Annotated in this window: 10 protein-coding genes; 8 read left to right on the plus strand and 2 right to left on the minus strand. The window is 62.7% G+C overall.

Annotated features, from left to right (window positions below):
• The first annotated feature begins 27 nt into the window (after positions 1 to 27).
• Genes V1286_RS16095 through V1286_RS16110 form a run of 4 tightly spaced genes read left to right on the plus strand, consistent with a single transcriptional unit; the run spans position 28 to position 4,127 of the window.
• Positions 28 to 594, plus strand: a complete 567-nt coding sequence (locus tag V1286_RS16095; protein ID WP_334480895.1) for a hypothetical protein — start codon at positions 28 to 30, stop codon at positions 592 to 594.
• On the plus strand, positions 591 to 1,793 hold the full coding sequence (locus tag V1286_RS16100; protein ID WP_334480897.1) for an AAA family ATPase: 1,203 nt from the start codon (positions 591 to 593) through the stop codon (positions 1,791 to 1,793). Before V1286_RS16095 ends, V1286_RS16100 begins: the two co-directional genes overlap by 4 nt.
• Positions 1,793 to 3,118, plus strand: coding sequence for a tetratricopeptide repeat protein (locus tag V1286_RS16105; RefSeq protein WP_334480898.1), 1,326 nt, complete (start codon positions 1,793 to 1,795; stop codon positions 3,116 to 3,118). The genes V1286_RS16100 and V1286_RS16105 overlap by 1 nt, the downstream gene beginning before the upstream one ends.
• A 10-nt stretch (positions 3,119 to 3,128) precedes the next feature.
• Complete coding sequence (locus tag V1286_RS16110) at positions 3,129 to 4,127, plus strand: hypothetical protein (RefSeq protein WP_334480899.1); 999 nt, start codon at positions 3,129 to 3,131, stop codon at positions 4,125 to 4,127.
• On the opposite strand, the gene tgt is transcribed toward V1286_RS16110, so the two are convergent.
• Positions 4,124 to 5,257: a tRNA guanosine(34) transglycosylase Tgt gene (gene tgt, locus V1286_RS16115; protein ID WP_334480901.1), complete on the minus strand. Its 1,134-nt coding sequence runs from the start codon at positions 5,255 to 5,257 to the stop codon at positions 4,124 to 4,126. The genes V1286_RS16110 and tgt overlap by 4 nt on opposite strands.
• A 1,412-nt stretch (positions 5,258 to 6,669) precedes the next feature.
• On the opposite strand from tgt, the gene V1286_RS16120 reads away from it, so the two are divergent.
• The 4 genes from V1286_RS16120 to V1286_RS16135 all read left to right on the plus strand — a co-directional run bounded on the left by V1286_RS16120 (position 6,670) and on the right by V1286_RS16135 (position 10,794).
• Positions 6,670 to 7,761 (plus strand): patatin-like phospholipase family protein, encoded by a 1,092-nt coding sequence (locus tag V1286_RS16120; RefSeq protein WP_417021146.1) that lies wholly within the window; start codon positions 6,670 to 6,672, stop codon positions 7,759 to 7,761.
• Positions 7,762 to 7,897: 136 nt separating this feature from the next.
• On the plus strand, positions 7,898 to 8,632 hold the full coding sequence (locus tag V1286_RS16125) for a TetR/AcrR family transcriptional regulator (protein WP_108515859.1): 735 nt from the start codon (positions 7,898 to 7,900) through the stop codon (positions 8,630 to 8,632).
• A gap of 303 nt (positions 8,633 to 8,935) precedes the next feature.
• The gene (locus V1286_RS16130) at positions 8,936 to 9,514 is read left to right on the plus strand and encodes a PepSY domain-containing protein (protein ID WP_334480904.1); all 579 of its coding nucleotides are present in this window, start codon (positions 8,936 to 8,938) and stop codon (positions 9,512 to 9,514) included.
• 254 nt (positions 9,515 to 9,768) lie between these two features.
• The gene (locus V1286_RS16135; protein ID WP_334480905.1) at positions 9,769 to 10,794 is read left to right on the plus strand and encodes an aspartate-semialdehyde dehydrogenase; all 1,026 of its coding nucleotides are present in this window, start codon (positions 9,769 to 9,771) and stop codon (positions 10,792 to 10,794) included.
• Between the two features lie 105 nt (positions 10,795 to 10,899).
• On the opposite strand, the gene V1286_RS16140 is transcribed toward V1286_RS16135, so the two are convergent.
• Positions 10,900 to 12,201, minus strand: a complete 1,302-nt coding sequence (locus tag V1286_RS16140; protein WP_334480906.1) for a PQQ-dependent sugar dehydrogenase — start codon at positions 12,199 to 12,201, stop codon at positions 10,900 to 10,902.
• Positions 12,202 to 12,407 lie beyond the last annotated feature (206 nt).

Raw genomic sequence — 12,407 nt, forward strand, 5'->3', positions numbered from 1 at the left:
CTCTCCGGGCAATTTTCGGGGACGAGCATGACATCTGCAGACGACGAGCCAGAGCTTGCGCCGCCGCTGCCACTGGCGGCGAGGCAAGCGTCTCGGCTTGCGCCCATCCTGCTGTTGCTTGGCGTCATCGGCGGCGGCGTTTACGCGTCGACCGGTATCGACCATTCAGAAGTCGGAACGGCGCCGTCGCGTCCCGAGGAGCTCTCGGCCAACATCGTGACGTTCGTTGCCCCGGATAACCACGCGGGCGTCGCCGCCGCCGTTGCTGCACTCAAGGTGCCGACGGCGCAGCGGGCCGAGATCGCACACGCTGTCCTCGAAGGAAAACGTCGCATCGGTTGGATCGTCTTTACGGACAGCATCGATCCGGATGGCGATACGATCGCGGTCGAGGGCTCGGGGCTGATCCAGCAGGTCGTGCTGACCAAGAGCTGGACGCCGGTGGCGGTCACCCTCGAGGACGGCGCGCCGATCCATGTCACGGCAGTCCGCGATGGCGTGGCCGGCGGTGTCACCATCGCCTTTGCGACCGGCGCCGGCGTAATGCCGATGCGCATCCTGCGGCCCGGCGAACGTATCGAGGTCGTGCCATGACCGGAATGAATCCCTGGCTCGGCCGGCTGCTGCTGTTACTCGCGTTGATCACCATCGATCACGCATCTCTCCCACTCGCCATCACGCTGGTGATCGGCGCTGGCGGCGCAGCGATCGCCATCTTCCTTTACAAAGGCTCTTACCTCCCGAGGTTCGTCATGGACATTCTCGATCGGCTCTCCAACAAGACCAGTCTGGAGGAGGCCTACGAAAAGCGCAGCCAGAACCTGATCACGATCGATGCCGAAGACCTCGCCGAGCGCGTTCGCGCCAAGGTGATCGGGCAGGACGAAGCCATCAAGGCTATTGCGCAGCAGTTGCGACGGCGTATCGCCGCCAAACGGCTGGACAAGCCCGTCGCGGTGTTTTGCCTGGCCGGCGCGCCCGGCGTCGGCAAGACGCATTTCGCAAAAATCCTTTCCGAAGAACTGTACGGCGCCCGAAGCCATCTGCACTTTTTCGACATGAGCCAGTTCGGCCAGCCCCATGCGGCCGCAAGCCTGTTCGGTCAGGCCCGCGGTTACGTCGGATCGAACAGCTATGGTGCGCTGACCGCTGCGCTACGGGACGTGCCTAACGCCGTCGTGCTCCTCGACGAATTCGAGAAAGCCCATCCAGAGGTACACAAACGATTCCTGACGGCGTGGAATGACGGCTTCATTACCGAAGTCAGCGACGGCGCCCGCGTTTCCACCAATGAGGCAATCTTCGTCCTGACCACCAATGCGGCGTCGCGGCGCATCGCCGAGATCGCCGAACAGACCAACGAGTCCGCCGAAGAGATCGGCAGATTGGCAAAAGCCGCCCTCGCCGACGCCCAGTTCGCCCCTGAGGTGCTCTCCCGCATCGACGACGTATTTGCGTTCCGGCCGCTCAAGGGGCTGGACATCGCGCGCGTGGTTGCGCTGGAGATCGAAGGAATCGCGCAGCAATTCAATTTGAAGATCGCCGGCGGCGGCATCGATCCGCAGATCCTGATGCAGGCGATCGACGCGCTTTCCGGCCGCATGCAAGGCGGCGTGCGCGACATGACGCGCGCGATCGAACGCCAGATCACAGACGGCCTGATCGAAGCGCGCGGCGCGGGCGCTGCCGAAATCCGCCTGATCCAGGATGGCGATAAGGTCAGCGTCGAAAGCGTTCGCGGCAGCCGCGAACAACCGGTGCTGAACGTGCAGCGCGCGATGGCACGGCAATAATGGCCGGTCAGTCGCACATACTGCCGTCCGACAAGAAGCCGGCATTCCGCCTCCTGATCGATCTGTACTCGACCGACAATACGTTTCGCAACTTCTGCGAGTTCGCGGTGATTGGCGCCGTAGTGCTGTTCTTCATTCACGGCTATCAATCTCTCTCCGTAATCGGCAAGGCCGCACGCAGCGCCGTCAGTCCGGCGCATACCGCGCAAGCCCTCCCGGATCAAAACGACATCGTGAAGTTCGCGCGGCGAAGCAACCTTGCGCCGAAGCTGAACGAACTCGGCCTCGATGAACGCTATTTTGCCAACGATCCCGAACCGCTTCGAACCCTGCTTGCCGAGGCATGGCACGCGTACCGGAACAAGAAGTCGAACAAGGCGCTGGAGCTGCTGCAGCCGGCACCTGCGGATCATCCCCACGTCCTGCTGGTGCGCGGACTGGCTACGATGGCGCAACCGCAAGACGGGATGCTTCGCGCCGGCGCGCGCTACCTGGAGCAGGCTGCGGAAAAATCCGATCCGAAGTCGATGGCGGTGCTCGGCGTACTGCACATCATCGGCACACCGGGACTGCAGCACGATCTTGAAAAGGGGCAGAAGCTTATCCTGAGCGCGGCGGCGAAGGGGGATATCGATGCCGCACGCGTGGTCGGACAAGGATATCTTTCGGGCTGGATGGGCACCATCGATCCCGGCCTCGCCTTAAAATATTTCGGCTTTGCCGCCGACCGCGGCGACGTAAGGGCAACGTTGTTCCTTGCCGATCTCTATTACACCGGGCGGGGCGTCGCTAAAGACGTGGTCGAGGGCGACCGGCTGGCTGAAAAGGCCGCCGGCCAGGGCGATGCGGAAGCCCAGGCGATGGTCGGAACGCGGAGAATGCAAGCCTATATTGCAGGAGTTACCGACGATCCGTCCGATGCCCTGAAATGGCTCGACCTCGCCGCGCAGCGTAACGAGCCTCATGCGATTGAGCTACTCGCAAACTTCTACATCAACTTTGGGGCACGAACCGGAAATACTGACGTTGCAAAAGGCATCGAAATCCTGAAGCGCTGCGTCGACCAAACCAGCAACGCCTCCTGCGCGATGGCTTACGCCAGCGCGCTGGACAATGGTCTTGGCGGGGTCCGCGACGTAAAGGCGATCTACGCAATGTACCAGATGGCCAACCGGGAGGGCCGCAACGACAAAGCAAGGGCGCGGTTGGCGGAGCTTGGCAAGGAGCTTTCCGCAACTGACCGCATCCAGGTCCAAATGGAACCGACGCAGCGTGAGCTCCCGGCGTTGCTGAACTGCAGATTTGGCGAACCACAGCCATGCTGAGAGCTGAGCAATGCCGATGCTGTCATTTGACTTGACCGAGTACAAGATCATCAGGGCCGGAAAAATAGCGGCTGCATTGTTCGCGGCGTACTTCGCCTATTTTCTGTGGCAGACCATCCTGTCCTATGCGACCGAGCCGAAGGTGATCGGCGGCCTCCATCTCGACCAGCCACTGCCTCAGACGACGCATTGGTCGCCGGTCTGGGTCCCCATGGTCCTTACGGCGCTGTTTGCGTACGGCACATGGCCCCGGCAAATACCTCAAGGGCCGATGCGAAGGTTCTTCAGGGGATCGTTTGCGCTGTTGCGAATAGAGCTTTTCGCCCTGTTCATTTCGATCTTCTGCCCAGGACTTGGCGGCGTCTATCTGCTGTTGCCGATGTTGACCGCGGGTGAGATACCCTCGGTGCTGGTGCAACTGGTCCTGTCTTCGGCTGGAACGGTCGTCGTCATGCTCATGTTCCACTTTGTTGCTTTGATCGCAAGCAGCATCGTGGCTGGCCCCACGATACTGTTCGTGACGCACTTTGTGTCCAGCCGTCTGCCAGCCACGCCGCTCGATGATTGGCCGACGACGCGGGATGATGCATCGCGCGGCTTTTTCGCATTCGATTTCGCTAAGGTGACGAGCTATCTGCCGAAGATTCTGGCCGTCCTGATCGTTGGCGCAATCATCGTAACCGGATTAAAATTTGCGGGGCTCCGTCTATTCATAATGTGGCTGATCATTCTCTTCTCTGCTGCGCTTCCCTGCCTCGTCGCGCTCGGCGCGACGATCGGATGGGTGGGTAAAGACTGGACCTGGTGCGCAGCGGTCAGCTTGCCGATCGGCTATTATTTCTCGATCGACCGCGGCCTGCCCGACGGCATCTTGATTTCCCAGATATTCGATTTTCCGCCGGTGTTCTTCGCGACATTAATCGGCTTTGGCATTGCAAGAACAATTCGATCCAGGTTGGCGGTCGACAGTACCTCTCCTTCGGAACGCGTGGCGAGCTCCTCACCCTAGCGCGGCGGTATATCGCCCTTCGCCCAGCCTGCGCGCGTGCGTTCGCGGAAGTCAGCAAAAATTCCCTGTGAAATCGCTTCGCGCATGCCCCGCATCAGGTGCTGGTAATACGCCACGTTGATTTCCGACAGCAGCATGGCGCCGAGTGTTTCTCCCGACCTGACCAGATGATGCAGATAGGCGCGGGAATAGTCTCGCGTCGCCGGCCATTCGCTTTCCTCATCGAGCGGCCGCGGATCGTCGGCGTGGCGGGCGTTGCGCAGATTGATCTGGCCGAAGCGGGTGAACGCCATGCCGTGACGGCCGTTGCGGGTCGGCATCACGCAGTCGAACATGTCGATGCCGCGCGCCACCGCCTCCAGCAAATCCTCGGGCGTGCCGACACCCATCAGATAACGCGGGCAATCCACAGGAAGCGCCGGCGCGGTTTCATCGATCATCGCAAGCATCACGGCCTGCGGCTCGCCGACCGCAAGTCCGCCGATCGCGTAGCCGTGGAAACCGATCTTGACCAGTTCGCGCGCGCTGATATGGCGCATCTCGGGGATGTCGCCGCCCTGCACGATGCCGAACAGCATGTAACCATCTGGCGCGGTCTCGAAGGCGCGCTTGCTGCGCTCGGCCCAGCGCAACGACAGCCGCATCGCGCGTTCGATGTCGTCGCGCGTAGCCGGCAGCCGCACGCACTCGTCCATCTGCATGGCGATGTCCGCGCCGAGCAGCCGCTGCACCTCGATCGACCGTTCCGGTGACAGTTCGACCTTGGCGCCGTCAATATGCGAACGGAAGGTCACGGCCTTCTCGCTCACCTTGCGCAGGTCCGACAGCGACATCACCTGGAAGCCGCCGGAGTCCGTCAGCATCGGCCCGTTCCAGCCGGTGAAGGCTTGCAGACCGCCGAGCGCGGCGATCCGCTCGGCGCCCGGCCGCAGCATCAGGTGATAGGTATTGCCGAGCACGATATCGGTGCCGGCATCGCGCACCTCGCGCCAGTGCAGGCCCTTCATCGCACCTGCGGTGCCGACCGGCATGAAGGCAGGCGTCTGCACCACGCCATGCGGCGTGGTCAGGCGGCCGGTGCGTGCCGCACCATTGGTGGCGAGCAATTCGAAATGATTGGGAAGACTCATGGCGCTGCTTATTGCGTGCCGAGAACGGCCAATCAACCGCCTGGTGGATGAAATGTGACGCTTGGTGCCCAACACGGAAGCACTCGGGCTCCCTTGCTATTGAATAAAACTCGGCACTTTGGCTCAGTTGTTGCGGCGCGATATTACGGTAGCTATTGGGAGGAAAGCGGACGTCGCGCGGATACCCCATTTCAGTAGCGATTGACCGAGGGCGGTCATCAGCCGCCGTATTCGGGAACGAGGTTGATATAGATCAACACTTGATCATGTCCATCGGCGCAGTCATTCCATCACTGATATCATATGGAGACGCGCAAATGAGTAAGCTTGTTTCGGTAGGACTGATCGCCGCGGCCATGTTCGCTAGTCCAGCCATGGCGGCGTGGTACGACAAAAACGGCGCAGTTATCCATCCCTCCCGCGTCGTTCACTGCATCCGGGCTCCAGACGTTGGCCAGTTTGCCGGAGGTTCGTGGAATAATCCTCCCTGCGAACCGGCAACCCGGGGCTCAGGCACCAGGGCGGCGTGGTACGACAAAAACCGCGCAGTCGTCCATCCCTCCCGCATCGTTCATTGCATCCGGGCTCCAGACGCTGGCCAGTTTGCCGGTGGTTCGTGGAATAATCCTCCCTGCGAACCGGCAACCTGGCGCGCAAGCGCCAGGTAACACTAAAAAGCGCGTATGGGTGGGCGAAAAGCCCGGTCTGTCCGGCGCTGCCTTTTCGACCTCTACACCGACCCGCGCAAAGAAAGTGGCTGCCAACATTCCCTGCGAAGGGAATGTTCAATGTCAGGACGATTCGCTGACGTTGTACGCCGGCGCCAAATCGCCGGGCGTAGACAGGGAGAGCAACTGGCTACTCGCGAGTGGCCAGTTCTCGCTTTACATTCGCGCCTACTGGGCGGGATTCCCATCCTCGACGGTCAGTGGAGACCGCCTACGGCGTGCGTGACGTGGTTCCGAGATGCGAACGAGGACGATATATCGAACGTCGGTTGTTGGCACATAGCGTCAGTTAGTGCGATGCAGTGATATGTGAAACGGACTCCTGACCAACGGTTGGGATCCGACGATCCAAGCTAAGGTGACGTTCACGTTTGATCGATTTCGCGTGTGGGCGTCGGCACCCAAGCGTCAGATTCATCCACCAGTGCGCGCTCCAGAGCAGCCCGTGTCCCACGCCGGACACCATTGAGCCGCCCAGAGCGCCCTTCGCCTCTTGTCAAACAAAACGATACCGTATAGTTTTATGAACCGGGCACGAAACGCCGCTGGCGATGAGGCCGGCGGCGGCAAGTGCGTGTGTATGGTGACTGGCGGCGAATGCCCTCCCTCTCTTTCCTGACTGGATCAATCCTCTCCGACCGCCGGATCAGGAGGACAGGCTCACGCCTGCTCCGGTCAGCCATCTTGCTCTGCAGCCTCGCGCTGGCTGCCTGCACATCCCTGCCGCGGACGCCCTACAGCGCTGCGGATGCGTCCGGCTCCCGCGTGCTCGATATCGACGGCCTGCGGCGCTACGCCGACGAACCCGTCACAAAATTCCGTTTCGAGAAGGACGACCGCTCCTCAACCATGACCTATCTTGCGCTCTCCGGCGGCGGCGCCGATGGCGCCTATGGCGTGGGCGTGTTGAACGGCTGGACCGCGGCCGGCACCCGCCCGACCTTCTCGGTCGTCTCAGGCGTGAGCACCGGCGGCCTGATTGCGCCTTTTGCGTTTCTCGGCTCCCAATACGACGACACGCTGAAGGAGGTCTACACCAGCGGCATAGCTTCCAGCCTGCTCGATGATCCCAGCATCATCCGCGTGCTCTTCGGATCCGGCCTGTTCGGCAATAAGCGACTGCGCGAACTGGTGGCCCGCTATGTCGGGCCGGAGATCCTGGCCGCCGTTGCACGCGAAAATGCCAAGGGCCGAAAACTGCTCGTGGTGACGACCGATCTCGACACCCAGCGCACGGTCGTTTGGGACATGGGGAAGATCGCCGCGATCGGTTCGCCCGAGGCGCTGCGCCTGTTTCGCGACGTGATGGCGGCCTCCGCCAGCATTCCCCTGGTTTTCCCGCCCATCCTGATCGAAGCCGAGGGCCAGGGCCGGCGCTTCGAGGAGATGCATGTCGATGGCGGCGTGACCGCTCCAGTCCTGACGCTGCCGGATGCCCTGCTCTTCCAGGGCCGCCTGCCCGGAAACAGCCGGATGAATATCTACATCCTCGTCAACAAGAAGCTGGAACGAACGTTCGAGCTCGTGTCCAACAGCACGCTCGATGTCGCTTCACGCAGCCTGTCGTCGATCACCCAGTCCCAGACGCGCTCGGTGATCTTCTCGACCTACGATTTCGCCAAGCGCAATCGGTGGGGCTTCCATCTGTCCTACATTGAGCGCGACTATCCCGCATCGCGCTCAGAAGGGTTCGACACCGCCTATATGCGCGCGCTTTATCAGCATGGCTATGAGAAGGCTGCGTCGGGCCGGGCCTGGACCTCGACGCTTCCGTGAGCCACGCAGGAGCGGAACGACGACTTTCCTGGACCGTTGACGATATGGCCAATTCGGCCAGATTGGCGATGACGCCCCTCTTACTGCGCGTTATAGAGCAATGAGGAGTTTCACGACCGCGCAGGAATCAATGGGCATGGGATTGACTGCGACCAAAGCCAGACCGGCGAAACGAGACGTCCCGAAGTCGCGCGGCGGCCGGCCGACGAAGAGCGCCGCCGTCGAGCGCGATCAGCGGCTGATCGACGTTGCCACCCGTCTTTTTTTGGACCGGGGCTACGACGCGACCTCGCTTGATGCGGTTGCGGAAGCAGCCCGGGTCAGCAAGCCCACCGTCTATTCGCGCTACGGCGACAAGCGCGGGCTTTTTGCGGAAGTGCTGAGGCGCGAGATTGCGCGCTGGCTTGCTCCGCTTGCTGAAGCGGCGGAGGCGCAGATCACGCGTTCTTCGGACATTTCGGTCGAGCAGCGCCTGATAGAGGTCGGGCGCGAGATGCTGACGTTCACCTGCGGACCCGATGCCGTCGCGTTCAGCCGCATGATGACGTCACAGGCCATCAACTTTCCCGACATTGCCAAACTTGGCAAAGAAGAAGGCTGGTTGAAGGCCGTTTCCACGACCGCGCGCTTCTTTGATCGTTTGGTCGCACAAGGCGCTATGGACGTCGAGGATACCGGCATCGCGGCCGAGGTTTTTCTCGACGTGGTCGTCGGTCACACGCACCGCATGGCGACGTTCGGAACGCCGCTGGAGATGAAGTCCGCCGAAAAACGCATGCGCTTGGCGATCAGGCTGTTCCTGGCCGGAGCGCTTGGGCCATCGAGCCGCGTTCAGTCCAAAGGAACCATCAGGCGGCGCCCTTCCCGCTGACAATTCCGTGAGAACGGAGTTTCACGTGGGTTGCGGCATGGCGGCCTCGTTGACCAAAATAAAACGATACGGTATGGTTTTGTTATAAGCGAAGTGCGGGTCCTGCTTTCCAGTCCCAGCGGGGCTCGCGCCGCTTCGATCGCCGCAAACGGCGGTACAGTCCCTTTTGCGACGCTCTGCGGCCGACCCGTATGCCTCCAAGGGGTCGGCCGCGCTTTCTTTCGCGACGATCCGGCCCGTCCGCCGGCAGAGACAGGCTCAAGGATGGAGACTGCAAACATGGGTGCGCCCTGTTGGAGACAGTTGCTTGCAGCCGCCCTGGTGGCGGTCATCCTCCCTGCTCCGGTCTATGCTGTCGCGTCGTCGCGCGGCGAGCCGACCTCGCTCCGCAATGAGGCCGAGGAGAGCGCTGCATCCGGCCAGCAGGCGGTCAACCGGGAGCTTGAGCTCTTCCGTGGCTCGGCGATCTCGCTCAGCCAGGCGATGGCCATTGCCGAAGCCCTGCACGCCGGTGCGACGACCGCCGATGTCAGCTTCGACGGCGCATCGGATTCACCGGTTTACCGGGTAAAGACCCTTCACAACGACCGCATCTGGCACCACGCCGTCGACGCCACGACCGGCAAGATCGTCGGCGGCGAAGCCGCCCTGCCCCTGAAGGAGCTCGATGCCGAGGACCGCAGCAACCTCGTTGCACTCAGAACGATCCGGCACCGCCTGGCGGATGCCGTTCGCGTGGCCGAGCAGGCGGCGGCCGGCAAGGCCATCAGCGGCGGCCTGATCCGCGAACACAGCCGGCTGAATTTCGCGATTGTCGTCATGAGTGGCAGCGACCTGAAGGAGGTAATCCTCAAGCCTCCTGGCGCCGCAAGGCGGCGATGACGGGGCTCGTCTAACCCCGTTGCAGCCCGGATAGGGCCAAAACCCGTTGACGGCGGCGCTTGTCTGCCGCATAAGTCCGCGCCATGACGACTTCGACCAAAGCGACCGCGAAAACCAAAGCACCCTCCGGGGGCTCGGGAGCCGTGCGCGCGTAGTCGAACGATCGCATTATCTGAACCGAAGCCCCGCCTGAAAAGGACCGGGGCTTTTTTATTGCCCGCAAGCCATGATGCTCAACCAAAGAGGATAGACCCGTGAGCCACCAACCCGTTGTAGCCATTGCCGGTGTAACCGGCGCGGTCGGCGCCGAATTCATCGCCACCATGGACAGGCGCGCCTTCCCGGTCCGCAAGCTCAAGGCGCTGGCCAGCGCCCGCTCGGCGGGCAAAACCATCGACTTCCGCGGTGAGAGAATCGTGATCGAGGAGCTCACCGAAAAGTCGTTCGAAGGCGTCGATATCGCGCTGTTCTCGGCCGGCGGGGGCATTTCGCGCAAGTTCGCCCCCGCAGCGGTGAAGGCCGGCGCCGTCGTGGTAGACAACTCCTCGGCCTTCCGGATGGATCCGAACGTGCCGCTGGTGATCCCCGAGATCAACGCGGGCCGTATCCGCGAGCACAAGGGCATCATCGCCGTTCCGAACTGTTCAGCGATCACGGCGCTGGTGCCGCTGTGGCCGATCCACAAGCAAAACCGCATCAAGCGCATGATCGTGTCGACCTATCAGGCGGCGAGCGGCGCCGGTGCGGCGGCGATGGAAGAGCTCGTGGAATCGACGCGCGCCTATCTCGACGGCCGGCCGTTCACGCCCAAGGTCATCCCGCTTCCCTACGCGTTCAACGTCTTCAGCCACAACACCGAAGTCGATCCCGAGACCGGCTACAACGGCGAAGAAACCAAGGTGATCAAGGAGACCCGCAAGATCTTCGAGGACGAGCAGATCGCCATCGGCGTCACCTGCGTCCGCGTCCCGGTGCTGCGCGCCCATTGCGAAGCGATCACCTTCGAATGCGAAAGGCCTATCACCGAGCATGACGTGCGCGCGATCCTGGCCAGCGCACCGGGCGTCAAGATCGTCGACGACCGCGCCAGGAACTACTTCCCGATGCCGATCGATGCGTCAGGACAGGACGACGTCCTGGTCGGCCGTATCCGTCGGGATCTCAGCGATGCTAGCGGCCACTCAATCTCGATGTTCGTGTCGGCCGACCAACTCCTGAAGGGCGCGGCGCTCAACGCGATCCAGATCGCGGAGCTGCTGCCGCAACGCGCGATGGCGTGAGGTTGAGGTGTGCAGGGTGGGCAAAGGCGCACTTCGCGCGGTGCCCACCATCGAGCGCTCGGCTCGCGATGGTGGGCACGCTTCGCTTTGCCCGCCCTACCGAACCTATGCGCCCGTCACGCGCCAGATCACGTTGCCGACATCATCAGCCACCAGCAGCGAGCCGTCGGGGCCGAGCGTGACGCCGACCGGTCGTCCGTAGGAGACCTTCTCGTCGGGTGCGAGAAACCCGGTCAAAATATCCCGCGGCGGACCGGACGGGCGTCCGTTCTCGAACGGCACGAAAACGACGGCGTAGCCGCTCAGCGTGCTGCGATTCCAGGAGCCGTGCTGGCCGATCACCATGCCGTCCGGAAAACCGGGAAGCGTGCCTGATGGCATCCAGCACAGGCCGAGCGAAGCCGTGTGGCCGCCGAGTGCATAGTCCGGTTGGATCGCTTTCGCGACCATGGCCGGATCCTGCGGCACGCGGTCGTCCACCGTCTGTCCCCAGTAGCAATAGGGCCAGCCGTAGAAACCGCCGTCGCGCACTGACGTCAGATAGTCCGGCGGCGTCTCGTCGCCGAGGCCATCGCGCTCGTTGACGACGGTCCAGAGCACGCTTGTGTTGGGCTCCCATGCGAGGCCCACGGCGTTACGAAGGCCGCTGGCGAAGATACGGCTCGTGCCGCCAGCCAGATCGAGCTCATAGATCGCGGCGCGGCCTTCCTCCACTTCCATGCCGTTCTCGGCGATGTTGCTGAGCGAGCCGACGCCGGCATAGAGTTTCTTGCCGTCCGCGCTCGGCAGCAGGCTCCGCGTCCAGTGTCCGCTCGGCTTGAACGCCACGAGTTTGCGTCCCTCGGCGGTGATGCGGTCCGCGCCCGCCGCATACGGAAAGGCGACCACGCCATCGGTGTTGCCGACATAGAAGGTGTCGCCGACCAGCGCCATGCCGAACGGCTGGCTCAGCCCTTCCATGAAAATTCCGCGTCCTTCGGCAACGCCGTCACCATCAGGATCGCGCAACAAGGTGATGCGGTCGGCGCTGACGCCGAGCGCCGCGGCGCGCCGCATCGTCGCCTGCATCGCATAGTGGAACACGCTCCTGGGCGGTCCTGCAATCTGCGTCGATTCTGCGATGAGCACGTCGCCATTGGGCAGCACGTTGATCCAGCGCGGGTGGTCCAGATCTTTCGCAAACGCGTTGACCTTGAGCCCGGGTGCTGCCGTGGGCTTTTGCCCTTTGCTCCAGCCCTGGGCCGTCGGCATCTTGAGCGTCGGGATGGCGCCTTGCGGCTTCGCTGCCGGGATAGCCGGCGCGTTGCCCCAGGCCGGCGCAGGCGCAGATCCCTCCAGACGGCGCCACAGCAGCGCGACGGCGCCGATCAGCGCGACGATGCGCGCAAAAATACCCGACATGTTCATGAAATTCTCCAGATGATCGCGCGCACCCTATCCGACGCCAGGAAGCGTTGGAACCTCATCGTCGGCGCGCAAACTTGCCGGCACCTATGCGTTTCGCGCGAAAGCAGCTGCGACCGCCGGACGCCCGCAGCGCAGATGAGTGAGAGACCGGTAGTACTACGATCTTGGCGACATCGACCGAATCGCAGAGACACAACCGTGGCGCT

This window comes from Bradyrhizobium algeriense (genome assembly GCF_036924595.1).
Classification (GTDB): domain Bacteria; phylum Pseudomonadota; class Alphaproteobacteria; order Rhizobiales; family Xanthobacteraceae; genus Bradyrhizobium; species Bradyrhizobium algeriense.

Bases quoted from the DNA above. Each gene is read 5' to 3' on its own strand.
- V1286_RS16095 (WP_334480895.1), top strand. From the start codon at position 28: ATGACATCTGCAGACGACGAGCCAGAGCTTGCGCCGCCGCTGCCACTG.
- V1286_RS16100 (WP_334480897.1), top strand. From the start codon at position 591: ATGACCGGAATGAATCCCTGGCTCGGCCGGCTGCTGCTGTTACTCGCG.
- V1286_RS16105 (WP_334480898.1), top strand. From the start codon at position 1,793: ATGGCCGGTCAGTCGCACATACTGCCGTCCGACAAGAAGCCGGCATTC.
- V1286_RS16110 (WP_334480899.1), top strand. From the start codon at position 3,129: ATGCCGATGCTGTCATTTGACTTGACCGAGTACAAGATCATCAGGGCC.
- tgt (WP_334480901.1), bottom strand. From the start codon at position 5,257: ATGAGTCTTCCCAATCATTTCGAATTGCTCGCCACCAATGGTGCGGCA.
- V1286_RS16125 (WP_108515859.1), top strand. From the start codon at position 7,898: ATGGGATTGACTGCGACCAAAGCCAGACCGGCGAAACGAGACGTCCCG.
- V1286_RS16140 (WP_334480906.1), bottom strand. From the start codon at position 12,201: ATGAACATGTCGGGTATTTTTGCGCGCATCGTCGCGCTGATCGGCGCC.